The following is a 23,296-nucleotide window of genomic DNA, read 5'->3' on the forward strand; positions in this document are numbered from 1 at the left end:
GCTGCGGTGAGCTGGCTGGTGACGCCGTCGTACGTGGTGAAGGTGCCGCGGGCGGCGAGGTGCGGGTGGGCGGGGGCCTCGCGCAGGGAGAGGACGGGGGCGACGCAGGCGTCGCTGCCGTCGAAGACCTCGGTCCACTCGTCGCGGGTGCGGGTGCGGAAGGTGTCGGCGATCAGGGTGCGCAGTTCGTCCCAGCGGGCGAGATCCGCCTGGCCGGGAGCCTTGTCCTCCAGGCCCATGAGGCGGACGAACTCGGCGTAGAACCGCGGCTCCAGCGCGCCGACCGCCATGTGGCCGCCGTCGGCGGTCTCGTACACGTCGTAGAACGGGGCGCCGCCGTCGAGCAGGTTGGAGCCGCGGCGGTCCTGCCAGTGTCCGGCGCCGAGCATGGCGTGGATCATCGACGTGAGATGCGCGGTGCCGTCCACGATGGCGGCGTCCACGGTCTGGCCCTCGCCGGTCGCGCGGGCGTGGTGGAGGGCGGCGAGGACGCCGACGACGAGGTAGAGGGAGCCCCCGGCGTAGTCGCCGAGGAGGTTGGCGGGGATCGCGGGCGGGCCGCCGGCGGGGCCGATCATGCCGAGGGCGCCGGTGACGGCGATGTAGCCGATGTCGTGGCCGGCGGTGGGCGCGAGGGGGCCGTCCTGGCCCCAGCCGGTCATCCGCCCGTACACCAGCCGGGGGTTGCGGGCGCGGCAGTCGTCGGGGCCGACGCCCAGCCGCTCGGCGACGCCGGGGCGGTAGCCCTCGATCAGGACGTCGGCCCGCTCCACGAGGTCGAGGACGGCGGCCTTCCCGTGCGGGTCCTTGAGGTCGAGGAGGACGGATCGCTTGTTGCGGTTGGTCAGGTCGTGCTCCGGGGCGACGCCCAGCCCCGCCCCGCCGGGACGGTCGACGCGTACGACGTCGGCCCCGAGGTCGGCGAGGAGCATCGCGGCGAAGGGACCGGGTCCGATTCCGGCGAGCTCCACCACCCGGACACCGTCCAGCGGACCTGCGCTCGCCATCGAACCCCCTGAAAATCGGGTGTGACACCAATTGTGTAACACCGGTGATGATAAGAACACGTTCCAGCGGGCACAAGGGTCGGCTTCGCCACACCGCCCGCGGTGAGGACTTGTCGACATTCACCGGGCCGGGACACGGCGGCGCGTCCGTCGACGGCGGGGGCCGCCCGCCCTACCCTCAAGCAGATGACCCGCGACCACGACCTCGTCCTGTTCGGCGCCACCGGTTTCACCGGCCGGCTCACCGCCGGGTATCTCGCCCGCCACGCTCCCCCCTCGCTGCGCTGGGCACTCGCCGGCCGCACCCTCGACAAGCTGCGCCGGGTACGGACGGAACTCGCCGCGGAGCATCCCGAGCTGGCGGAGCTGCCGCTGCTGCAGGCCGACGCCACGGACACCGCCGCGCTGCGCAAGGTGGCGGAGAGCACGCGGGCCGTGGCGACGACCGTCGGCCCGTACATCGTGTACGGGGGGCCGCTGGTGGCCGCCTGCGCGGAGGCCGGGACGGACTACCTCGACCTGTGCGGCGAGCCGGAGTTCGTCGATCTGACGTGGCTGCGCCATCAGGACCGGGCGGTGGAGACGGGGGCGCGGCTCATCCACGCCTGCGGTTTCGACTCCGTCCCGTACGACCTGGGCGTGCGGTTCACCGTCGAGCAGCTGCCGGAGCACGTGCCGCTGACGGTCGACGGTTTCGTACGGGTCGGGGGGCGTCCCTCCGGCGGTACGTTCGCGTCCGCGCTGACGGCGTTCTCCCGGGCCCGTCAGACGATGTCCGCCGCGCGCGCCCGGCGGGCGGCGGAACCGCGGCCGAAGGGACGCCGGGTCAGTACGCCGGTGGGGACGCCGCGGCGGGCCGGTGAGGTGGGCTGCTGGGCGGTGCCGCTGGCGACAATCGACCCGCAGATCGTCGGGCGGTCGGCGGTGGCGCTGGAACGGTACGGGCCGGAATTCCGGTACCGGAACTACGCGGCGGTCAAGCGGCTGCCCGTCGCCGTCGGCGGGGTCGCCGGGGTGGGGGCGCTGATCGCGCTGGCGCAGGTGGCGCCGGTGCGGCGGCGGCTGTCGGCCCGGCTCGCACCGGGGACGGGGCCGTCGCCGGAGCTGCGGGAGCGCAGCTGGTTCTGCGTGCGCTTCGTCGGCGAGGGCGGCGGGCGGCGGGTCGTGACGGAGGTACGGGGCGGGGATCCGGGGTACGACGAGACGGCGAAGATGCTCGCGGAGTCGGCGCTGTGCCTGCTGTCCGACGACGTGCCGCCCACCGCCGGGCAGACCACGACGGCGGCGGCGATGGGCGGGGCGCTGACGGAGCGGCTGGTGGGGGCGGGGATCACGTTCCGGGTGGTGGAGGCGTCGCCGTAGGCCCGGTGGTCACGGCTCCGGTGGAGGCGGCACCGGCGGTCACCACTGCACCGCCCGCGCCGGGCCGCAGGGCGCCTCCCGGGCCGTCAGGCGCTCGCGGGCGGCCGCCCGCACGTCCGGGTCCGGGTGGGCGCGCAGCCCCCGCAGCCGGTCGCGCCACGGCTGCGCCCACCGCGACCGCTCGCCGCCGACCGCGGTGAGGACGACCGCGAACAGCCCCTCCCCCGGCGCCAGCGCGTCCGCCGCCGCGCCCAGCGCCTCCGTCCGCCCCGGACTGCCCGCGCCCCGCAGCCGGGCGTCGAGCGCGGGCGTCAGCGCGGCCACGGCCACCGGGCGTCCGCCGCAGAGCCGTCGCACCTCGCGCAGGCCGGACACCAGCGTGTCCGCGTCGGCGTCCAGGTCGAGGGCGTGCAGCCGTATCCTCGCGGCGGCCGTGTCAAAGTCCCGGTGTCCGTGTTCGGCGAGGATTTCGCTGGTCCGCAGGAGGACGGGACGCATCGGCGTCGCAAGCCGGACGGAGCGGGTCGCGAGCTCCCCGGTGAGGTGGTCGATGCGCTGCCGGGCGGGCAGGTCGCGTTCCGGTTGCGCGTCCGGCTGGACGGCGGCGGCCGTCAGCAGCGCGGTCAGGGTGCCGGCGTACGTGTCGGCCTCCTCCGGCAGCATCCGTACGAGGTTGTCCGCCGCGAGCGCCCACGTCGACCGGTCCGTGAGGTCGGTGACGTCCGCCGCCAGCACCCGCGCCATCCCCGGGTCCCACGGCGCCCACTCCACCAGCACCGGATACAGCGCCTGCGCCACGTCCGGGTCCCGGGGTTCGCACGCCGCCCGCAGCAGCGCCGCGTACCGGGGCCGGTGCTCGGGGTCCACCTCGAACACCGTGGCCCGCGCCAGGGCCCGGCGCAGCTCGATACGGCCCTCCGCCGCGGCCCGCAGCAGCGGCCACACCGCCCGTTCGCCGAGCAGCCCCCGGGCGAACGCCACGCACGCCGCCCGGACGTCGTGATGCTGCCCGGGGACGTCGAACGCCTCCCGCAGCAGCCGTGCCGCCTCGGCGGCGGGCAGCCGGACGGCCGCGAGCCGTACGGCCTCCTTGCGGCTGGTGACCTTCACCGTCCGCGGGTCGGACGGCGCGGTGAGCGCCCGCAGCTGGGCGCCCAGCCGCGAGGGCGCCACGTACTGCGCCGCCCGCGTCGCCGCGTACACCGCGACCCGGGCCCTGTCCCCTCCGGCGTGCTCCAGCAGCAGCGGGAGGACCTCCGCCGGGTGATCCGTCCACGGCAACGCGCCGAGGGCCGCCTCCGCGAGGGGGATGCTGGGTGAGCCGGCGTACCGGCGGACGACGTCGAGGCCGGCGTCGGGGATGCGGGCGGCGCTCCAGATGGCGCCGGTGCGCAGATGCGCGACGTGTCCCGCGCCGCCGGCCGTGCGGGCGTACAGGGCGGCGGCGGCCCGGTGCTGGCGCGGTGTCCAGCGGTAGGCGTAGTACGAGGGGGGCGTCCAGTGGCTGCCGGCCGTCAGGAAGCGTCCGTAGGGCGGGGTGGGGGCGAGCGCCGGGTCGAGCAGGTCGGTGCGTCGTCTGACGAGGACGTCCAGCACCGGGGGCAGCACGGCGGCGGACGATTCGAGGGCGACGATCCGCCCGACGCGTTCGTCGCGTCCCCGCGGCTGCTCGAGCCACAGGCCGACGGCGGTGCGGACGGTGGCGTCGCTGCCGTACTGGACGGCCTGCCAGAGGAGGTCCTGGAGTTCCGGCATCCGCCACGCGCGGCGGCCCAGTGCCCGGACGAGTGCGAAGGTCAGCGCGTGGTCGGCCTTGTCGGCGCCCGCCTCCAGCCAGGGGCGCAGGGCGGCGACCACGTCGTGTTCCTGGCCGTGGCGCAGGGCGGTGTCCAGGCGGCCGATGTCGACGCCGCCGCTGTGGCCGGTGAGTCCGGTGAGGGTGTCGAGGGACCAGCCGATGAGTTCCCGGCCGCCGCCAGCGGCGTGTTCGCGCAGGACGGCGAGGGCGAGGGTGCGTACCGCCCGGCGGGTGGCCCAGGAGGAGTCGCGGGCCTCGACGGCGTCCGTCGCGATCCGGGTGAGCGGCTCGGCGGAGGCCGCGGTAAAGCACGCCGCGGGGACGTGGGTGAGGGCCTGCAGGGCGGCGGAGCGGACGGGGTCCTGTTCGTTGCGCAGCCGCTGCAGGTCGGTCAGCAGGACGGCGACCGCCCCGGGGTCGCGGGTGAGGGCGGCGTTGCGGACGAGGAGGGGGTACGCCTGGGCGCGGTCGTCGGCGTCGGAGCGGCTGACGGCGGCGAGGAGTTCGTCGCGTACCTCCGCCGGGGGCAGATGGGCGGCGGCGCGCAGGACGACGGTCCAGTGGGCGCCGGACGCCCGCGCCTGGTCGGTCATCCGGCGGGCCTCGGCGATGCGCCGTCGGTGCGGGAGTACGTCGAGCAGCGCGGGGTCGAGCATGGTGTGCGTGAGGTCCTGGCCGGCGGTCGCGGCGTCCAGGAGCGCGGGGCGGCGGGCGGGCGGGAGCTGCTTCAGCAGGGCGGCGAGGGCAACGGGGCGGGCGGCCAGGGCCTGGGCCAGGTCGGTCAGTTCGGGCGGGTCGTGGCGTACGAGGCGGCGCAGGACGGCCGGTTCGAGGCCGCGGCGCTCCAGCTCGGGGCGCAGCCGCGGGCGCAGCAGCAGCCGGACGGTGCGGCCGGGGTCGGCCTCGACGAGCAGGCGCAGCCGGCCGTAGACCTGCCACGGCAGCACCTCGTACGTCTCGAGGACAGTCAGCACGCCGAGCGGATCGTGGTCGGTGAGGGCGGCGAGGGCGTCGCCGCGCGAGAGGAGCCAGGCGTCGCGTACGCCGGGGGAGGTGTCCTCGAGGGTTCGTACGAGCTCGGCGAGCAGCGGGCCGGGGTGGCGGCGGGCGAGCAGCGGGAAGGAGGACACCCCGCGCAGCAGCCGGGGCAGCAGGCGGACGACGGTTTCACCGGTGCAGGCGGGCAGGAGTCCGGCCGCCTCGTCCGGGCCCCAGCGTTCCAGCATCGGTTCGATCAGGGACTCGGCCAGCGCCGTACGGCCGGCGACCGCGATGGTGCGTACGAGGCGGCGGCGGGCTTCGGCGGGGGCGTCGCGCAGGGCGGCGGTCACGGCGTCGTCGGCGATGCGGCCCTGGCGCAGGGCACGCAGCGCGGGAGCCCGGACGATGGCGTCGGGGTCGGCGAGGCACGCCTCGAGGTGGGCGTCGTGGCGGGCGATCCCGGCGGCGGTGGCGGCGAGACGGCGGCCGTAGGTGCCGTGCGCGGCGAGGCCGCTGAGCAGCTCGTCGAGTCCGCCGTCGGCCGCGGCGGCCCGTACGGCGCGGGCGAGTTCGCGCATGCGCTCGGGGTGGGAGAGCCGGTCGGTGGCGGCGAGGAGCTGTTCGGTGCGCTGGGACATGCGGGGGATTCTCCTCGCCGGTCCTTGCCGACGCCGCCGGTTTTTCCGCTAGTGGGGCAGCTCCTGGCGGTAGTCGGCGAGGGCGGGGGCCGTCTTGGTGGCGAGGAACTCGGTGATCTTGTACTGGGCGACGCCGGCCGTGACGAACGGGTCCTGGGCGACGAGGGCCTCGATCTCGGCGCGGGGGAGGCCGGCGGCGATGACGACGCCGCCCTCGCGCGGGTCCTTGCGGCCCGAGGCGAGGGCGACGCCGTCCTCGTAGAGCTTGCTCAGCCAGGCGACATGGGCGTCGAGCAGGGCGTCGACGCGGTCGACGGGGGCGGTGTAGGAGAGGTCGAGTACGAACATGCCCGCACTCTACGCACGGCCGGTCACCGCAGCCGTGCGACCCTCCCCTGCTCCCCCGCCGCCCAGCAGCCGGCGCGGGTGGCGCAGTCGACGGTGTCGTACGAGCCGGTGTCGAAGGGCTGCCAGGTGCGGCCGGCGTCGGTCGTGACGTCCGTGCCCGTGGGGCCGACGGCGATCGCCGTGCGCGCGCTGGACGGCAGCCAGACGACGCCGGAGCGGTACGCGGGCGGCGGCTGGTTCGCCTGCGTCCACGACGCGCCGCCGTCCGTGGAGCGGGCGGCGGCCCGCGGGGAGGGGGCGCCGGGGTTGAAGTCGCCGCCGACGGCGATGCCGTGCGCGCGGTCGCGGAACGCGAGGGCGAACACCCCGGCGGCCTCGCCGGTGGGGAGCGTCGATTCGGTGGCCGTCCAGGTGCGGCCGCGGTCCGTGGAGTGCAGGACGCGGGCGGTGGCACCGCCGCCGGTGGCGATCCAGGCGTCGGAGCGGCCCGCGGAGGTGAGGCACTGGCCGCTGGCGGCGAACGCGAACTCGCCGGGGAGGGCGGCGGGCATGCCGTCGGAGGGAAGCACGTTCCAGTGGCGGCCGCCGTCGGACGTCGACACGAGGCGGAACTTGCCGTCGACGGGGTCGCTGAGGGCGAGTCCGTTACGGGCGTCGAAGAACGTCATGCAGTCGTAGAAGGTGGCGGGGTGATCGCTGCGGAAGGTCTCCGTCCAGGACCGGCCGCCGTCGTCCGTACGGTAGACACGGGAGTCCTCGCCGGTGCCGATGGAGAGGGCGACGGCCCGCTTGGCGTCGAACGCCTCGATGTCGCGGAACTCCAGCGCCTCCGTCCCGGGCGGACCGACACTCGCCCACGTCGCGCCGCCGTCCGTGGTGCGCAGTACGGTGCCGCCCGAGCCGGAGGCCCAGGCGGTGGTACGGCTGACGGCGGACAGGCCGCGCAGCCGGGCGGTGCTTCCGGTGGGCCTGAGGTCCCAGGCGGTGCCGTGCAGGCCGCCGTGCGGTCCGCTCTCCGTGGCGCGCGGCTCGGCGCCCGCGGCGCCCGTCTGCAGACCCGCGCCGGCCAGGGCTGCCGCGAAGAGCCCGACCGTCGCTGTACGCCTCAGTGTTCCCCGCAGTCTCATGGGCCAGGAAGCTAGCAGCCCGCCGCGCCGGAGGGGAGAGCGCAACGTGCCCTGGCTCATGCCGACATGAGCGCCCGGCGCTCCTCCGCGCTCGCCGACGGCAGCGCCGGATGCCGCCCCAGCAGCACCACCCCGGCGACGATCGCCGCCAGCCCCGCCGCCTCCCAGGCCAGCGCGCCGGTGGTGAGCCGCACCCGGTCGCCCATGAAGCCGACGCCGCAGGCGATCCCGGCGAGCGGCTGGGCGGCCGTCAGCGCGGGCAGGGACGACCGCAGGGGCGCCGTCTCGAAGGCGCTCTGCACCAGCACCAGCCCCGCCACCCCGAGCCCCGCCACCGCGTACGGCTGCCACTGCGCGGCCAGCGCCGTCACCCCGTGGGCCTCGGCGAAGGTCGCGGACGTCCGGGTGAGGGCGTCCTGCAGCCCGTACAGCAGCCCGGCGGCCAGCGCCAGCAGCGTCGCCTCGACGGACGGCCGCGCCCGCCGCCCGCACACCGTCAGCACCAGCGCCAGCCCGGCGACCACCCCGAACACCGTCCAGTGCCGCAGCGGCCCGGCGTACTGCCCCCCGCCGGAGGGCTCCCCGGCGACGATGAACGCCGTCACCCCCAGCGCGAGCAGCACGGCACCCGACCAGCCGTGCCGGCCGAGCTTCTGGCCGGTAAGGCGGCGGGAGAGGGCGAGGGCGAAGAGCAGGTTCGTCGCGGTGAGCGGCGCCACGAGGGTGATCTCCCCGTGCGCGAGCGCGAAGGTGCCCAGCACCAGACCGGCGACCATCAGGGCGATGCCCGCCCGCCACTGGGGCATGCGCGTGAGGTCGAGCAGGAGCCGCAGCGACAGGAAGTCGCTGAGCGGTGCGCGCTGGGCGGCGCGCTGCTGCAGCACGAATCCGGCGCCCAGACAACAGGCGGCACCGACGGCGGAGAGTATGACCAGCACACAGCCACGCTATCGGCCCCGGCCCCGGGGAGCGACCGGTGTCGGCCAAGCCGTCGGGGGGCGGCACGGTTCGCCGCCGCGGCTGCGCCCCGCGGGCCGTTAGGGTGCCGGACATGAACGACGATCCGCCCGCCCTCGCCCTGTTCGACCTCGACGGGACGCTGTCCGACACCCGGCACCGGCTGCACTACGTCGAGCGGACGCCGAAGGACTGGAAGGCGTTCTTCCGGGCCGCCGGGGAGGATCCGCCGCTCGCGGAGGGGATCGCGCTGGCCAAGGAGTGGGCGGCGCGGTGCGAGGTCGGGTACGTCACCGGGCGGCCGGAGCACTGCCGGCGGGCCACCGTGCGGTGGCTGAAAGCCCAGGGGCTGCCCGTCGGCGGCCCGCTGTGGATGCGCGCCGCCCGCGACTTCCGCCCCGCCCGGGTCGCCAAGCTCGAACGGCTGCGCGCGCTCGCCCGGGACCGTGAGATCGCCGTGGTGGTGGACGACGACACCGAGGTCTGCGAGGTGTACGAGAAGGCGGGATTCACGGTCGTACGAGCCGACTGGATGCCCGCGAACGCCACCCTCGCCAAGGCCCAGGAATCCGAGGGCCGGACGTAGGCGGGCCCCAACTCCCCGCGGGCCGGGGCAGGGACTACCCTCCTCGCATGACGTCTCCCGGCACCGCAGATCCCGGCACCGCTGAACCGGACACCGCCGTGCACGAGCCCACCACGGACGGCACCGTCGTACGGCGCACCGGAGGGCTGACGCCGCGGCAGGCCCGGCGGGTCCGGGCGATCACCGCGGGCGTCGCCATGCTCGCGGTGGGCGTCGGGATGGTGCTCCAGCTCAGCCGCCAGCCCTCACTGGTGACCCTCGGCCTGTACGGGGCGGCACTGACGATCTCCGGGACCGCCATCATGCTCAGCCGCATCGGCCGCACCCGGGTGGCGATGGCGGTGCTGGCGGCGGCCGTTGTCCTGGTGGTCGCCGTGGACCCGCTGCTGCGCTGACCGTCCCCCGGATGATCTCTTTCCCTCCTCTTTACCCCTGGTGAGGGATGCTGGACAGCAGCACCGACAGCGCTTGCCGTCGGCATGAGGAGCAGGGGGACACATGGCCGGCAAACCAAAGGCCACGGCTGCCGGGCTGGTCGTCACCGCCCTGATCGCGGTCGTGGTCGTCATCCAGCTCCGCGACGACCCGCCGAACGCCCGTACGACACCGCCCGCGCCCAGCCCCAGCGCCTCCCCCACGCCCTCCCCGAGCGCGTCCACCCAGCAGGCCCGGCCGGCCCGGCCCGGCCCGGTGCTGGCCGTCAAGATAGACAACGCCGCGCCGGCCCGCCCGCACACGGGTCTGGACGCGGCGGACGTGATCTACGTCGAGCGGGTCGAGGCGGGCATCACCCGCTTCATGGCCGTCTTCTCCTCCAGGCTGCCCGACGTCGTCGGCCCCGTACGCAGCGCCCGCGAGACGGATCTGGAGCTGCTGAAGCAGTTCGACGACCCGGTGCTCGCGTACTCCGGCGCGCAGGGCAAGCTCAAGCCGTTCATCCGCGACGCCCCGCTGCGGGCCATGTCGGCGGACGACTTCCCGGGCATGTACTTCCGCGGCACGGACCGCCCCGTCCCGCACAACCTCTACCTGCGCACGGATGACGTCCTCGACAAGGCCCCGGAGCTGGCCACCCCGCAGAACCTGGGCTTCGAACGCGGCCCGGCCCCGGCCGGCGGTACGGCGCAGACGAGCCGCGAGGTGCGCTTCCCGGCGGCCCGCTACCGGTTCGACTGGTCGGCGACCCGGCTGCGCTGGCTCGTCTCGATGGACGGCCGCCCCGGCACCCTTGCCGACGGCTCCCCCCTCGCGCCGGCGTCGGTGATCGTCCAGGAAGTCGACATCCGCAAGGGCTCGTTCGGCGACCGCTGGGGCAACAACTCCCCGTTCACCGACACGGTCGGCACCGGCAAGGCGACCGTTCTGCGCGACGGCAAAGCGTACGACGCGCGCTGGTCGCGGGAGACGGCCGGGGATCTGACGGAGTTCACCACGCCGTCGGGCGAGACGATGACGTTCCCGGAGGGCCAGATCTGGGTCGTGTACGTGCCGAAGGCGTAGCCGCCGATATTCGATCCGCCCGGCGGGCCCCCGATGGCATGCTGAACCCGTGGACACAAACCGCCCGTTGCATGTTCGTTTCCCTGCTGAGCTGCGTTTCTTCCTCGCCCCGCAGTACCGGGCCGGCGGCGCCGCCGACGCGGCCCCCGACGGGACGTCGACCCTCGGGCATGTCGTCGAGGCCCTCGGCGTACCGCTGACCGAGGTCGGCGGGCTGCTGCTGGACGGCGCGGACGTGCCGTTCTCCCGGATCCCCGCCGGCGGCGGGACGGTGGACGTGCGGCCGGTGGCCCGGCCGCAGCAGCCGGACGGACCGCTGAGGTTCCTGCTCGACGTGCACTTCGGATCGCTCGCCCGGCGGCTGCGGCTGATCGGCCTCGACACGGCGTACCACAACGACATGGACGACCCCGAGCTCGTCGTCCAGGCCAACGCCGAGCACCGGGTGCTGCTCACGCAGGACCGGGGTCTGCTGCGCCGCAAGAACCTCTGGTGCGGCGCCTACGTCCGGGGCACGAAGGCCGACGCCCAGCTCGACGACGTACTGCGGCGCTTCGCCCCGGCCCTGCGGCCGTGGACGCGCTGCACCGCCTGCAACGGGGTGCTGGAGCCCGCCGCGAAGGAGGACGTCGCAGGCCGTCTGGCCGACGGCACCCGGCGTACGCAGGACGTCTTCGCCCGCTGCCGGGACTGCGACCAGGTGTACTGGCGCGGCGCCCACCACGCGCACCTCGAGGCCGTGGTGGCCGAGGCCGAGCGCACCGTGGTGGCGGCGCGGACGCCCGAGGAGCTCAGAGGCTGAGCCGTCCTTCGGCGGTCGCCAGGATCTCGGTGACCCGCCGGGCGAAGCGCACGTCGCAGGGGTGGGCCGTCCCGGTGCGGACGGCCTCCAGCAGGGCGTCGACGGCCCGCCCGTACGCGGCCACGGGCCCGGCCTCGTCCCGTCCCGGCAGCTCGGCGAACCCGGCCCGCCCGCGCAGCTCCACGGCGACGCCCGACGCCTCGGGCGGCACGGACATGGTGAGCGTCGCGGTGGACAGCGCACCGCCCGCGTGCCGCAGGGTGAGGTGGACCGCGTCGCCGGGCCCGCGCACGGCGTGGACCTCCTCGGCGTCACCGAGCACCGGCAGCAGCACGGACAGGGCGTGCGGGCCCACGTCCCACAGGGCGCCCTTCTCCTTGCGCCAGGGGGAGGCGGCGTACGGGCTGTCGGCGCCGCCGAACACGGGCGAGAACCAGTCGGCCCGCCCGTGCAGCCAGCCGCCCTCCGCGGCCCGTCCGTCGACCCAGGCGCCGGAGGCGTCGGCGAAGCGGAGGGTGAAGAAGACGACGGACGCCACGCCGGCGGCCGCCGCCTCGACCTCGCGGGCGAGCTCGGGCGTGGTGGCGACCGGCTTGTCGAGCAGCAGGTGCTTCCCGGCCCGCGCGGCCCGTACGGCGAGGGGGGCCTGGATGTCCGGCGGAAGGGCCACGGCGACGGCGTCGACGTCACGGATGAGGGCGTCGGCTTCCGCGTAGGGCCGGGTGGCGAGTGTACGGGCCAACTGCTCGGCGGCCTCCGGCCTGCGCCCCCACACCCCGACGAGCTCCGCCCCGGGGTGCGCCGCCAGCGCGGGCCCGTGCGTGATCCCGGCCCACGGGCCCGTTCCCAGCAGTCCGAACCGCATCCGAACTCTCCCTTCGCCTGGGGCAGAGCCTATCCGGATCACCTCGGGACGCCCGCTCCGGGCGGGGACCCTCAGTCCGCGTCCGGCTTCTTCGCCCGGCTCGGCTGCACCCGCTTCGGCTCCCCCGCCATCTTCGGGTGGTCCGGCGGATACGGCAGATCCCCCAGGCCCCGGTCCTTCTCGTCCCGGTCCGCCAGCTCCAGCAGCCCCTCCAGGCTGAACGCCTGTTCGTCCATGCCCGCGTGGACGTCGCCCTCCGCGGCGTAGCGGGTGGTCATGGTGCGGATGTCGAAGTCGCGGGGCATCACGTCGTCGACCTCCTCCCAGCGCAGGGGTGCGGAGACCGGGGCGTGCGGGGCGGGGCGGACGGAGTAGGCGGAGGCGATGGTGCGGTCGCGGGCGGTCTGGTTGTAGTCGACGAAGATCCGTTCGCCGCGTTCCTCCTTCCACCAGGCGGTCGTCACCCGGTCGGGCATCCGGCGCTCCAGCTCGCGGCCGGCGGCGATCGCCGCGCGCCGTACCTGGACGAAGGACCAGCGCGGTTCGATGGGCACGAAGACGTGCAGGCCGCGTCCGCCGGAGGTCTTGGGCCAGCCCCGGAGCCCGGCCTCCTCCAGGACGGCCCTCAGCTCGTGCGCGGCGCGGGCCGCGTCGCGGAAGTCCGTCCCGGGCTGGGGGTCGAGGTCGATCCGCAGTTCGTCGGGGTGGTCCACATGGGTGGCCCGGACCGGCCAGGGATGGAAGGTGATGGTCCCGAACTGGGCCGCCCAGATGACGGCCGCCAGTTCGGTGGGGCAGATCTCGTCGGCGCGCCGCCCGCTGGGGAAGGTGACACGGGCGGTCGGGATCCAGTCGGGAGTGTTCTTCTGAGCGCGCTTCTGGAAGAACGATTCTCCCGTCACCCCGTCCGGATAACGCTCCAGGGTGGTCGGTCTGTTCCGCAGCGCGCGGAGAATTCCGTCGCCGACGGACAGGTAGTACTGCGCGAGGTCGAGCTTGGTGTAGCCCTTCTCCGGAAAGTAGATCTTGTCCGGGCTGGACAGCCGGACCGTTCGTTCACCCGCTCGGAGTTCCGTCGCCGCACCCATGCGGCACAGGTTAGGGCGATTGTCCGTACTCCGCCTCATAATCGGCGCATGGACCTCCCGGTGATGCCCCCCGTCAAGCCCATGCTGGCCAAGTCGGCGAAGAAGATCCCGCCGGGCATGCAGTACGAGGCCAAGTGGGACGGTTTTCGCGCGATCGTGTACCGCGACGGCGACGAGCTGGAGATCGGCAGCCGTACGGGCAAGCCGCTGACGCGCTATCTGCCGGAGCTGGTGGAGGCGCTGAAGGCGAATCTCCCGGACCGGATCGTGGTGGACGGCGAGATCGTCATCGTGCGCGACGGGCGGCTGGACTTCGACGCCATAACGGAACGGATCCATCCGGCGGCCTCCCGGGTGAAGCTGCTCGCCGGGACGACGCCCGCGAGCTTCGTCGCGTTCGACGTGCTGGCGCTGGGCGACGACTCGCTGATGGACCGGCCGCTCACGGAGCGCCGCGCGGCGCTGGAGCGGGCGCTGGCGAAGGCGCGGCCGCCGGTACATCTGGCGCCCGCGACGACGGACATCGAGGTGGCGCAGGGGTGGTTCGAGCAGTACGAGGGGGCGGGGCTGGACGGGGTGGTCGCCAAGCCGCTCGATCTGCGGTACCGGCCGAACGAGCGGCTGATGACGAAGGTGAAGCACGAGCGGACGGCGGACGTGGTGCTGGCGGGCTTCCGATGGCACAAGAGCGGTCCGGTGCTCGGCTCGATGCTGCTCGGGCTGTACGACGACGCCGGGCGGCTCCAGCACGTCGGCGTCTGCGCGGCGTTCCCCATGAAGCGCCGGGAGGAGCTCGTCGCCGAGCTGGAGCCGCTGCGGATGGACTCCGTCGAGGAGCATCCGTGGGCCGACTGGGCGAAGGAGGAGGCCCACGTGTCGGACCGGCTGCCGGGCGCGCCCAGCCGGTGGAGCGGGCAGAAGGACCTGTCGTGGGTGCCGCTGCGCCCGGAGCGGGTGCTGGAGGTGGCGTACGACCACATGGAGAACGGGCAGCGCTTCCGGCACACGGCCCAGTGGCGCCGCTGGCGCCCGGACCGGGAGCCGGAGAGCTGCACGTTCGACCAGCTGGAGGAGCCGGTGTCGTACGACCTGGCGGAGGTGCTGGGGCCCTCCGGGGACTGAGCTAACCCTCCGCGGACAGCCGCCGGTCCGGCGCCAGCTGGGTCAGGACCCGGCGCAGCATCCCTCTCAGCTGGTCGCGCTCGGGCCCGGTGAGGGGCGCCAGGAGGGACTCCTGCACCGACCCGAGGCCCTCGTCGAGCCGCCCCAGTTCCGCGCGGCCCGCCGTGGTGATCGTGATGACGTTGCGCCTGCGGTCGACGGGGTCGGCGGTGCGCTCGACGTACGCCGCGTCCACCAGCCCGTTGACGGCGGCGACGACGTCGCTGCGGTCGATCCCGCAGCGCCGGCCGAGGACCGCCTGGCTCGACGGCCCGAACTCCTCGAGGGCGGCGAGCAGGGGATACCAGTACGGGCGGGCCGACGCGGCCGCGAAGGCCTCGTGCGACAACCGCGCGGCGTGCACGCCGATCTCCTTGATCAGCCAGCTGCACAGGGACACCAGCCGCTCGGGAACCTGGTCGGGGCTCGAAGTCATGGGGCGAAGCCTAACAATCGTTGGCGTCACCCACTATTGACTCTCACGCCCGAACGGGTGAACGTCCCCGGCCGGGGGGAACACCAGTGCCGTGATGGTCGTTTGGCCTGGCATGCCACTCAACGGAGAGTACGAGCCCGGGTCCTGGGACTGGGCGGCCAAGCAGGCGCAGCTGTACGAGAGCTCGGGCGGGACGGAGGGGACGACGCTGCAGGGGCTGCCCGTCGTGGTCCTGACGAGCGTCGGGGCGAAGAGCGGGAAGCTGCGGAAGAACCCGCTGATGCGGGTGGAGCACAACGGCGAGTACGCCGTGGTCGGCTCGAAGGGCGGCGATCCGGCGCATCCGGCGTGGTATCACAACGTGACGGCGAACCCGCACGTCGAGCTGCAGGACGGCCCGGTGAAGAAGGACTACCGGGCGCGGCTGGTGACGGGCGAGGAGCGGGCGCGCTGGTGGGAGCGGGCGGTGGCGGCGTTCCCCCAGTACGCCGCGTACCAGGCGCAGACGGACCGGGAGATCCCGGTGTTCGTCCTCACCGAGTTCACCCCGTAGCGGGTCGGCCGAGGGTGCGGACCGGCTCGCCGGCGAGGAACGCCTCGATGTCCTGTACGGCCTGCTGGAAGTAGCCGTCGTAGTTGCGCCGGGTGACGTAGCCCAGATGGGGCAGGCCCAGGAAGTTCGGCGCGGTGCGCAGGGGGTGGGCCGGCGGGAGGGGTTCCTCGTCGAAGACGTCGGCGGCGGCGCCGGCGATCCAGCCTTCGCCGAGGGCCTTCAGCAGGGCGTCCTGGTCGATCAGCCCGGCGCGGGAGGTGTTCACCAGATACGCCGTGGGCCGCATCTGCTTGAGCTCCGCCTCGCCGAGGAGGCCGCGGGTGTGCTCGCCGAGGACCAGATGGAGGGTGACGAAGTCGGCCGCCGCCAGCAGGGCCTCCTTCGAGGCGGCGAGCTCCACGCCGGCCTCGGCGGCCCGCTCCTCGGTGAGATTCGGCGACCAGGCGGCGACCTCCATGCCGAACGCCTGTCCGACCCGGGCCACCTGGGTGCCGATCTTCCCCAGACCGATCACGCCGAGCCGCCGCCCGTACAAATCCGTGCCGAGCGTGGACTGCCACCGCCCGCCGGACCGCAGCGCCCCGGCCTCCGGTACGACGTGCCGGGCGAGGCCCAGGATCAGCGCCCAGGTCAGCTCGGCCGGCGGCTCGGAGTTGCTGGACGTCCCGCAGACGGTAACGCCGTGCCGGGCGGCCGCGGCCAGATCCACGGAGGCGTTGCGCATCCCCGAGGTGATCAGCAGCCGCAGCCGCGGCAGCCGGGCGAACAGCGTGGCCGGGAACGGGGTGCGCTCCCGCATGATGACGACGATCTCGCAGTCCCCGACGGCGTCCGCGACCGCGGACTCACCGCCCAGATGATGGTGCAGCGCCCGTACGTCGACCTGCTCGGCGATCCGGGACCAGTCCCCCAGCCCCAGCGCCACGCCCTGGTGGTCGTCCAGGACCGCGCAGCGCAGTTTCACCGTTCCTCCCCGTGGTGCGTCGTCGGCGATGCCGCCGATGGTACGCAGAGAAGGCCGACGGGGTGGCGAAACCGCCGAGGTCCCCGGGACGGCGCCGCCCCGGGGACCCGCGCGGCCCGTCAGTGGGCGCCGCACTCCTGCCCGGAGGCGAACGGCAGCGCACCGTAGCCCGACACGTCCTGCGCGCCGAGGGTGCCGTCGGCGACGGCGTTCAGCACGGCGAGGGCGGGGACGCGGAAGAGGTTCTCCAGCTGGCCGTTGCTCTTCTGGCCGACGGAGCGGACCTCGTAGAAGATCGCGCCCTTCGTCGGCGAGACGGCCACCGGCTGTTCGCCGGCGGGGGCGGTGCCGCTCATCAGCATGCGGCTGAGGGCGGCGTTGGTGATGTCGATGACCGGGTAGTGGGCGACGTTGGCGAGGCCGTACCGGTCGATGGCCTCGGCGCTGCGCATCGTCATCCGCCGGTTGGTGAGCCACTGTTCGGCGGTCATCCGGGAGGGGTCGATGGAGCGGGCGCCGATCTGGAACTGGTTGAGGTCGTCGGTGCCGTTGACGACGGGGGCCTGGCTCATGTGGTGCATGTCGAGGGCCAGTTCGGGCCGGGTGGCGCGCCACAGCTTCCAGAAGGCGACGGACTCGCGCTGGACGAAGTTCTCCCAGTCGCGGTTGAGGTCGGTACGGGTGGGGGTGGTGCTCTGGCGGATGTTGGCCTCGGCGCCGTCGGGGTTGTACATGGGGATGACGACGACGGTGAGGGCCTCGCGGATGCGCCGGGCGTCGGGGTCGCCGGAGGCCAGATGGCGCAGGATCTGCAGGGCGGCCTCGGTGCTGTGGAGTTCGTCGCCGTGGATCCGGGCCTGCAGCCAGAACGTCTTCGGGCCGGTGCCGACGGTGGCGTACAGCAGCTGCCTGCCCTCGCCGGAAGTGCCGGCGGAGGCGACGGTGACGGCGCCGTGGGAGGTGTGCTCGATGCGGTCGAGTTCGGTGACGACGTCGGCGTAGCCGGCGACGCTCGCGCGGCTGACGTTCTGGTCCGGCTGTACGCACGGGCCGCCGGGGTTCTGGGCGGGTTCGGCCGCGACGGGGGTGATCGTGGCGGCGAGGACGGCGGCGGTGAGGGCGAGGGCGCGGAGGCCGCGGTGCGATCTGCTGGTCATGACTGTCTCCCTTTCGGGCAGGACGGTGATGGCGCATGCAGGGGTGCAGTCTGGGGTCATGTGCGTCGACCGGCAAGACTCCTGACGGCACGACTTCCCGGGGCCGTTAACCCGGTGCTGTTCCGGCCGCCGGCTGTCATGATCGGCGGCATGACTGATCGACGTACGTTCGAGGAATTGGTCGCCGAGGCGGACGCCGCTCCCACCGAGGGCTGGGACTTCTCCTGGTTCGAGGGACGGGCCACCGAGGAGCGGCCCTCGTGGGGCTATCAGCGGGCCATGGGCGAGCGGATGGCCGTGGCGCGGGCCGCGCTGGACATCCAGACCGGCGGGGGCGAGGTGCTCGCCGGGGTGCCGAAGCGGCCGGCTCTGTGCGTGGCCACGGAGGCGTGGCCGCCCAACGTCGCCAAGGCGTCGGCGCTGCTGCATCCGCTGGGTACCGTCGTGGTCGCCGACCCCGAGGAGCCGCCGCTGCCGTTCGGGGACGGGGTGTTCGATCTGGTGGTGAGCCGGCATCCGGTGGTGCCGTACTTCGCGGAGATCGCCCGGGTGCTGGCGCCGGGCGGTACGTACTTCGCGCAGCATGTGGGGCCCGCGAGCGCGGCCGAGGTCACCGACTACTTCCTCGGCGCCGAGCCCCGTACGGGGCGGGAGCCGGAGGTCGAGCGGGCCCGGGCCGAGGCGGCGGGGCTGGAGATCGTGCGGCTGCGGACGGAGCGGCTGCGGATGGAGTTCTTCGACGTCGGCGCGGTGGTGCACTTCCTGCGCAAGGTGATCTGGATGGTGCCGGGCTTCACGGTGGAGGCGTATCTGCCGCGGCTGCGGGAGCTGCATGCCGAGATCGAGGCGAAGGGGCCGTTCGTGGCGCACAGTTCGCGGACGCTGTTCGAGGCGCGGCGTCCGGCCTGAGGTCCGTCAGCAGCCGGCGCAGCGCCAGTCCGTCGGCGGCCACGGCCGTCGTGAGCCGTCCCGCCCCGGCGAGGGGTACGGATACGGCGTCCTCGGTGACCCGGACGCCCTCGGGTTCCACCGGCGGTCCCGTGGACAGCAGTTGCCCCACCGCGCGGCGTCCGGCGAGCTGGGCGGGGCCGTCCCAGCCGGGGTGGCCGGGGCCGAAGCCGGTGTGCTGGTCCAGCAGCAGGCGGCCGGCGTGGCGCACGGTGAGGCGGGAGGTGAGGCTGCCGGGCGGTTCGCCGGTGCGGCCGAGGATCTGCTCCTCGCGGTACAGCAGCCGGGCGCCGGGGGCCAGGTCGATCCGGGTGATCACGTCCAGTCGGCTGCCCGCGGCGGCGATCAGTGGTTCGGGCAGCCAGTGGAGTTCGGCGTCCTCGCCGACGGTGATGCGGATCGTGTACGACGCGGGGGCGCCCGTGCGGCCGGGCAGGGCGATCGTGGCGGCGGCACTGGTGAGGGTCAGCCGGGCGCCGGGTTCGACGGCGGCGGTCAGCGCGAGGTGGTCGCCGCCCAGGGGTGCGCTCATCGCGCCGACCAGGCAGACGCGGGCCTCCGTCCCGTACGCGCGGACCCGGCGCAGGGCGAGCGGGCCGTCGCCCGCCAACAGAGGCAGGGACGTGCTGCCCCGGGCGTCGGGCGCCGCGGTGATCCGGGCGTGCGCCGTCAGCCCCACTGCGCCAGCCGTCCGCGGACCCAGTCGGCGACCGGGCGGACGCCGTCCTCGGCCGTCAGTGCGGTGAAGGCGACGGGGTGGTCGCCGCGTTGGGCGGCGGCGTCGGCGGCCATCCGGCCGAGGTCGGCGCCGACGTAGGGGGCGAGGTCGGTCTTGTTGACGACCAGGAGGTCGGCGGTGGTGATGCCGGGGCCGCCCTTGCGGGGGATGTCGTCGCCGCCCGCGACGTCGATGACGAAGACCTGGGCGTCGGCGAGGCCGCGGGAGAAGGTGGCCGTGAGGTTGTCGCCGCCGGATTCGATCAGGATGAGGTCCAGGTCCGGCAGCGCGCGGGCCAGTTCCTCCGCCGCCTCGAGGTTCGCGGAGATGTCGTCGCGGATCGCGGTGTGCGGGCAGGCGCCCGTCTCGACGGCGGTGATCCGCTCGGGCGGCAGTACGGCCTGGGCCAGAAGGTATTCGGCGTCCTCGCGGGTGTAGATGTCGTTGGTGATGACGGCCACCGAGTACTCGTCGCGCAGTTCGCGGCACAGGGCGGCGACGGTCGCCGTCTTGCCCGAGCCGACGGGGCCGCCGAGCCCGATGCGCAGGGCCCGCCCGGGCGGGCCGTAGGTGTGGCGTTCGGGGAACGTGTCCTCGTGGTGGTGGTCCAGATGCATACGGGGTCCCTCCCGGATCAGGAGCCGAACAGCCGCACCGGGCGCGCGGCGTGGCGTTCGGCGGCGATGTCGAGCCACGGGCTCGCGGCGGCGGGCAGCGCGTCCACCCCGTCGCGGCCCGCCCGTACGGCACACGCCGCTGCGTCCGCGGCGACTGCGTCGAGCTGCGGGGCGAGGCGGGCGAGCACCGCCGTCGCGTCGAAGGGGTCGAGGCTCAGCAGCCGTACGGCGGCCGACGCCGGCCCCGACACCGCCTCGTACGCCACGGCGTGCGCGGCGTCGACGGGGGTGAGCCCCGCCGCTCGCGCCGCCGTACCGACGACGACGGGCTGGTGGGCGCCGCGGGGGTGGGCGGCGGCCAGGGCGTCGAGGTCGGGGCCGGGCCAGGCCGCGCGGGCGGCGCGCAGGGCCTGGCGCCCGAGGCGGCGGCTGACCTCGCGCAGCGCCGGCGACGGGGTGCGGGCGTCGGCGGCCTCGTCCAGCGCGGCGAGGCCCAGGCCGGCGCAGGCCGCGGCGGCCAGGGCGGCGGTGGTGAGGCCGGTGGTCGCCAGGCGCCCGGCGCAGTAGGCGTGCAGCGTCGCCGCGTCCCGGACCCGCCCGGCGCGTACGGCCTCCTCCGCGCCGCCGGAGTGGGCGTGGCCGCCGGCGGGGAAGCGTCCGTCGGCGAGGATCAGGAGGGCGGCGCGCGCAACACCGCCCATCAGAAGAGGAAGTACCGCTGCGCCATCGGCAGCTCCGTGGCGGGCGCCGGCTCCACCACGTCCCCGTCGATCGTCACCGTGAAGGTGTCGGGGTCGACGGTGACCCGCGGCAGCGCGTCGTTCTCCCGCATGTCGGCCTTCGACAGCCCCCGGGTGGAGGCCGCCGCCACGGCCCGTTTGCCGGTCGCGAACCCCGCCTCCAGGGCCAGCTCCGTCACGAAGTTGACGGAGTTCGCCGCCGGGGCCCGCCCGTACGACCCGAACATCGGCCGCGGGAGCACCGGCTGCGGGGTGGGGATGGAGGCGTTGGCGTCGCCCATCTGCGCGTACGCGATCTGCCCGCCCTTGACGACGAGATGCGGCCGTACGCCGAAGAACGCCGGCTCCCACAGCACCAGGTCCGCGAGCTTCCCGGGCTCGACGGAGCCGACCTCGCCAGCGATGCCCTGCGCCACGGCCGGGTTGATCGTGTATTTGGCGACATAGCGACGCGCCCGGTGGTTGTCCGCCCGGCCGTCGCCGGGGAGCGGGCCGCGGCGGCGTTTCATCACGTGCGCGGTCTGCCAGGTCCGCAGGACGACCTCGCCGATCCGGCCCATGGCCTGGGAGTCGGAGGAGATGATCGAGATGGCGCCGAGGTCGTGCAGAACGTCCTCCGCCGCGATGGTCGACGGCCGGATCCGGGACTCGGCGAACGCCAGGTCCTCCGGCACGGCGGGGTTGAGGTGGTGGCAGACCATCAGCATGTCGAGGTGTTCCTCGACGGTGTTCACGGTGTGCGGGCGGGTCGGGTCGGTGGAGCTGGGCAGAACGTACGGCTCGGAAACGACGGTGATGATGTCGGGCGCGTGCCCGCCGCCCGCGCCCTCCGTGTGGTACGCGTGCAGGGTGCGGCCCGCGACGGCCGCGAGCGTGTCGCCGACGAAACCGGCCTCGTTCAGGGTGTCCGTGTGGATGGACAGCTGGGCGCCGGTCTCCTCGCACACGCGCAGACAGGCGTCGATCGCGGCCGGGGTGGCGCCCCAGTCCTCGTGGATCTTGAACGCGAGTGCTCCGCCGCGCAGTTGGGCGAGCATGCCCTCCCGGGAGACGGTGCTGCCCTTGCCGAGGAGTCCGACGTTCACCGGGGAGTTCTCCAGGGCGGCGAACATCCGCTCGAGGTGCCAGGCCCCGGGGGTGACGGTCGTCGCCTTCGTGCCTTCCGCCGGGCCGGTGCCGCCGCCGATGACGGTGGTGATGCCGCCGGCCAGCGCCTCGTCGAGGAGTTGCGGCGAGATGAAGTGCACGTGGGCATCGATGGCGCCGGCGGTGAGGATACGGCCGTTGCCGGCGATGATCTCCGTCTCCGGGCCGATGGCCAGCGCGGGGTCGACGCCGTCCATGGTGTCGGGGTTGCCGGCCTTGCCCAGGGCGCTGATCCGCCCGTCGCGCAGGCCGACGTCCGCCTTGACGACGCCCCAGTGGTCGAGGATCACCGCGCCCGTGATCACGGTGTCGGGGGCGCCCTCGGCGCGGGTGCGCAGGGACTGGCCCATCGACTCGCGGATCACCTTGCCGCCGCCGAACACCGCCTCGTCACCGGCGCGTCCGGGGCCGCCGCAGCGGTCCTCCTCGATCTCGATCAGCAGATCGGTGTCGGCGAGCCGGATCCGGTCGCCGGTCGTGGGGCCGAAGAGATCGCCGTACGCCTGCCGGCTCAGCTCAGCCATCGAGCCCTCCCCCAATCTCCCCGCGCAGCCCGGGCACGGACCGCCGTCCGGCGAGCGGGACGAGCGCGACCTCGACGGGGATGCCCGGTTCGAAACGCACCGCCGTCCCGGCCGCGATGTCCAGCCGCAGCCCCCGGGCGGCCGCCCGGTCGAACTCGAGGCCGGGGTTCGCCTCGGCGAAGTGGTAATGGGAGCCGACCTGGACGGGCCGGTCGGCCGTATTGCGTACGATCAGCCGGGTCACGGGGCGGCCCTCGTTGAACGGGATCGCGCCGTCGGCGTACAGCACCTCGCCGGGGATCATGCGATCGGCTCGTGGACAGTGACGAGCTTGGTGCCGTCCGGGAAGGTGGCCTCGACCTGTACGTCGCGGATCATCTCGGGGACCCCTTCCAGTACGTCCTCACGGGTGAGGACCGTGCGTCCGGACGCCATCAGTTCGGCGACGGTACGGCCGTCGCGGGCGCCTTCCAGCAGATGGACGGTGATGAGCGCCACCGCCTCCGGATGGTTCAGCCGCAGCCCTCTGTCCCGGCGTCTGCCGGCCACGTCCGCGGCCACGTGCACCAGCAGCCGCTCCTGCTCATGGGGAGTCAGTCGCACAACCTCTCCTCACCTCGGCCCCCGCTCCGCTCGTCCACGCGGACGGGTCGCGGGTGGAACGCTAGCCGTGATGTTTTTCGGGAGCGTTACGCCGTACGGAAGGATGCTTCGGATGATTGACGTGAGGACCGCCCATACGAGCGAACTCGAACCGTCCGTCCTCGCCGGCGCCCGGCGGCTGCTGGAGGTCGTGTTCGACGGCGAGTTGACGGAACACGACTGGGAACACGCCCTCGGCGGCATCCACGCGCTCGCCTCGGAGGACGGCGAACTGATCGGCCACGCGTCCGTGGTCCAGCGCCGGCTGCTGCACGGCGGACGGGCGCTGCGCACGGGCTACGTCGAGGGGGTCGGGGTCCGCCCCGACCGGCGGCGGCGCGGCGTGGGCGGCGCGCTGATGCGCCCGCTGGAGGGGGTGGTGCGCGGCGCGTACGACCTCGGCGCCCTCGCGTCGTCGGACGCGGGCCTGCCGTTCTACGCGGCCCGGGGCTGGCGGCCGTGGCGCGGCCGGCTGTCGGCGCTGACCCCGCGGGGGATCGAGGCCACGCCGGACGAGGAGGGGTGCGTGTTCGTGCTGCCGGTGTCGGTGCCGCTGGATCTCTACGGCAGGCTGACGTGTGACTGGCGGGACGCGGACGTGTGGTGAGAGGAGCGCCGCTTCCGTTCGAGA

At 74.3% G+C, this 23,296-nt stretch carries 25 protein-coding genes; 9 read left to right on the plus strand and 16 right to left on the minus strand.

Annotated features, from left to right (window positions below; genetic code table 11):
* On the minus strand, positions 1-1,007 hold a 1,007-nt coding region (locus tag SRB5_RS24445; protein ID WP_153455564.1), incomplete at its 3' end, for a CaiB/BaiF CoA transferase family protein.
* A gap of 186 nt (positions 1,008-1,193) precedes the next feature.
* Here SRB5_RS24445 and SRB5_RS24450 point away from each other — a divergent pair.
* Positions 1,194-2,369, plus strand: a complete 1,176-nt coding sequence (locus SRB5_RS24450; protein ID WP_153455565.1) for a saccharopine dehydrogenase family protein — start codon at positions 1,194-1,196, stop codon at positions 2,367-2,369.
* 39 nt (positions 2,370-2,408) lie between these two features.
* On the opposite strand, the gene SRB5_RS24455 is transcribed toward SRB5_RS24450, so the two are convergent.
* The 4 genes from SRB5_RS24455 to SRB5_RS24470 are packed head-to-tail and all read right to left on the minus strand — an operon-like array spanning position 2,409 to position 8,199.
* Positions 2,409-5,786 carry a hypothetical protein gene (locus SRB5_RS24455; RefSeq protein WP_153455566.1) on the minus strand — a complete coding sequence of 1,126 codons (3,378 nt, stop codon included), beginning with the start codon at positions 5,784-5,786 and terminating at the stop codon, positions 2,409-2,411.
* A 48-nt stretch (positions 5,787-5,834) separates the two neighbouring features.
* Complete coding sequence (locus tag SRB5_RS24460) at positions 5,835-6,134, minus strand: YciI family protein (RefSeq protein ID WP_153455567.1); 300 nt, start codon at positions 6,132-6,134, stop codon at positions 5,835-5,837.
* A gap of 23 nt (positions 6,135-6,157) precedes the next feature.
* Positions 6,158-7,261, minus strand: a complete 1,104-nt coding sequence (locus SRB5_RS24465; RefSeq protein WP_153455568.1) for a WD40/YVTN/BNR-like repeat-containing protein — start codon at positions 7,259-7,261, stop codon at positions 6,158-6,160.
* 56 nt (positions 7,262-7,317) lie between these two features.
* Complete coding sequence (locus tag SRB5_RS24470) at positions 7,318-8,199, minus strand: DMT family transporter (protein WP_323378405.1); 882 nt, start codon at positions 8,197-8,199, stop codon at positions 7,318-7,320.
* A 113-nt stretch (positions 8,200-8,312) separates the two neighbouring features.
* Here SRB5_RS24470 and SRB5_RS24475 point away from each other — a divergent pair, with 113 nt between their 5' ends.
* From SRB5_RS24475 to SRB5_RS24490, 4 genes are all read left to right on the plus strand, one after another.
* Positions 8,313-8,804, plus strand: a complete 492-nt coding sequence (locus SRB5_RS24475) for a phosphatase domain-containing protein (RefSeq protein ID WP_153455569.1) — start codon at positions 8,313-8,315, stop codon at positions 8,802-8,804.
* A 47-nt stretch (positions 8,805-8,851) separates the two neighbouring features.
* Positions 8,852-9,199, plus strand: coding sequence for a hypothetical protein (locus SRB5_RS24480; protein ID WP_228390426.1), 348 nt, complete (start codon positions 8,852-8,854; stop codon positions 9,197-9,199).
* Positions 9,200-9,302: 103 nt separating this feature from the next.
* Entirely contained in the window at positions 9,303-10,304 is a 1,002-nt protein-coding gene (locus SRB5_RS24485) for a DUF3048 domain-containing protein (RefSeq protein ID WP_153455570.1), read from the plus strand.
* Between the two features lie 67 nt (positions 10,305-10,371).
* Entirely contained in the window at positions 10,372-11,106 is a 735-nt protein-coding gene (locus tag SRB5_RS24490) for a Mut7-C RNAse domain-containing protein (protein WP_153455571.1), read from the plus strand.
* On the opposite strand, the gene SRB5_RS24495 is transcribed toward SRB5_RS24490, so the two are convergent.
* Together SRB5_RS24495 and ligD are read right to left on the minus strand one after the other, a co-directional pair.
* Complete coding sequence (locus SRB5_RS24495) at positions 11,096-11,971, minus strand: Gfo/Idh/MocA family protein (protein WP_153455572.1); 876 nt, start codon at positions 11,969-11,971, stop codon at positions 11,096-11,098. The genes SRB5_RS24490 and SRB5_RS24495 overlap by 11 nt on opposite strands.
* A gap of 71 nt (positions 11,972-12,042) precedes the next feature.
* Positions 12,043-13,059, minus strand: a complete 1,017-nt coding sequence (gene ligD / locus SRB5_RS24500; RefSeq protein WP_153455573.1) for a non-homologous end-joining DNA ligase — start codon at positions 13,057-13,059, stop codon at positions 12,043-12,045.
* Between the two features lie 48 nt (positions 13,060-13,107).
* On the opposite strand from ligD, the gene SRB5_RS24505 reads away from it, so the two are divergent.
* A complete protein-coding gene (locus tag SRB5_RS24505) occupies positions 13,108-14,181 on the plus strand; it encodes an ATP-dependent DNA ligase (RefSeq protein WP_153455574.1) in 1,074 nt (357 codons plus the stop codon).
* 1 nt (position 14,182) lies between these two features.
* Here the strand turns inward: SRB5_RS24505 and SRB5_RS24510 are convergent, their stop codons facing one another.
* Complete coding sequence (locus SRB5_RS24510) at positions 14,183-14,656, minus strand: MarR family winged helix-turn-helix transcriptional regulator (protein WP_153455575.1); 474 nt, start codon at positions 14,654-14,656, stop codon at positions 14,183-14,185.
* Positions 14,657-14,768: 112 nt separating this feature from the next.
* Between SRB5_RS24510 and SRB5_RS24515 the strand changes: the two genes are divergently transcribed.
* On the plus strand, positions 14,769-15,209 hold the full coding sequence (locus SRB5_RS24515) for a nitroreductase family deazaflavin-dependent oxidoreductase (protein ID WP_153455576.1): 441 nt from the start codon (positions 14,769-14,771) through the stop codon (positions 15,207-15,209).
* Here SRB5_RS24515 and SRB5_RS24520 read toward each other — a convergent pair.
* Positions 15,199-16,173, minus strand: coding sequence for a D-2-hydroxyacid dehydrogenase family protein (locus SRB5_RS24520; protein WP_323378406.1), 975 nt, complete (start codon positions 16,171-16,173; stop codon positions 15,199-15,201). The two genes, SRB5_RS24515 and SRB5_RS24520, sit on opposite strands and share 11 nt — an antisense overlap.
* 119 nt (positions 16,174-16,292) lie before the next feature.
* Positions 16,293-17,330 carry a M14 family zinc carboxypeptidase gene (locus SRB5_RS24525; protein ID WP_194293021.1) on the minus strand — a complete coding sequence of 346 codons (1,038 nt, stop codon included), beginning with the start codon at positions 17,328-17,330 and terminating at the stop codon, positions 16,293-16,295.
* A gap of 150 nt (positions 17,331-17,480) precedes the next feature.
* Between SRB5_RS24525 and SRB5_RS24530 the strand changes: the two genes are divergently transcribed.
* Positions 17,481-18,239 carry a class I SAM-dependent methyltransferase gene (locus SRB5_RS24530; RefSeq protein WP_153455578.1) on the plus strand — a complete coding sequence of 253 codons (759 nt, stop codon included), beginning with the start codon at positions 17,481-17,483 and terminating at the stop codon, positions 18,237-18,239.
* Here the strand turns inward: SRB5_RS24530 and SRB5_RS24535 are convergent.
* The 6 genes from SRB5_RS24535 to SRB5_RS24560 are packed head-to-tail and all read right to left on the minus strand — an operon-like array spanning position 18,124 to position 22,626.
* Entirely contained in the window at positions 18,124-18,957 is an 834-nt protein-coding gene (locus tag SRB5_RS24535) for an urease accessory protein UreD (protein ID WP_323378407.1), read from the minus strand. The genes SRB5_RS24530 and SRB5_RS24535 overlap by 116 nt on opposite strands.
* Complete coding sequence (gene ureG / locus SRB5_RS24540) at positions 18,948-19,613, minus strand: urease accessory protein UreG (protein WP_153455579.1); 666 nt, start codon at positions 19,611-19,613, stop codon at positions 18,948-18,950. Before ureG ends, SRB5_RS24535 begins: the two co-directional genes overlap by 10 nt.
* A 17-nt stretch (positions 19,614-19,630) precedes the next feature.
* Positions 19,631-20,314, minus strand: a complete 684-nt coding sequence (locus tag SRB5_RS24545; protein ID WP_153455580.1) for an urease accessory UreF family protein — start codon at positions 20,312-20,314, stop codon at positions 19,631-19,633.
* Positions 20,314-22,023: an urease subunit alpha gene (locus SRB5_RS24550; RefSeq protein ID WP_153455581.1), complete on the minus strand. Its 1,710-nt coding sequence runs from the start codon at positions 22,021-22,023 to the stop codon at positions 20,314-20,316. Before SRB5_RS24550 ends, SRB5_RS24545 begins: the two co-directional genes overlap by 1 nt.
* Positions 22,016-22,327 carry an urease subunit beta gene (locus tag SRB5_RS24555; protein ID WP_153455582.1) on the minus strand — a complete coding sequence of 104 codons (312 nt, stop codon included), beginning with the start codon at positions 22,325-22,327 and terminating at the stop codon, positions 22,016-22,018. Before SRB5_RS24555 ends, SRB5_RS24550 begins: the two co-directional genes overlap by 8 nt.
* Positions 22,324-22,626 carry an urease subunit gamma gene (locus tag SRB5_RS24560; protein ID WP_323378408.1) on the minus strand — a complete coding sequence of 101 codons (303 nt, stop codon included), beginning with the start codon at positions 22,624-22,626 and terminating at the stop codon, positions 22,324-22,326. The genes SRB5_RS24555 and SRB5_RS24560 overlap by 4 nt, the downstream gene beginning before the upstream one ends.
* 112 nt (positions 22,627-22,738) lie before the next feature.
* Between SRB5_RS24560 and SRB5_RS24565 the strand changes: the two genes are divergently transcribed.
* Entirely contained in the window at positions 22,739-23,272 is a 534-nt protein-coding gene (locus tag SRB5_RS24565; protein ID WP_153455583.1) for a GNAT family N-acetyltransferase, read from the plus strand.
* Positions 23,273-23,296 lie beyond the last annotated feature (24 nt).

Origin of the sequence: Streptomyces smaragdinus, assembly GCF_009604385.1 — a bacterium.
Classification (GTDB): domain Bacteria; phylum Actinomycetota; class Actinomycetes; order Streptomycetales; family Streptomycetaceae; genus Streptomyces; species Streptomyces smaragdinus.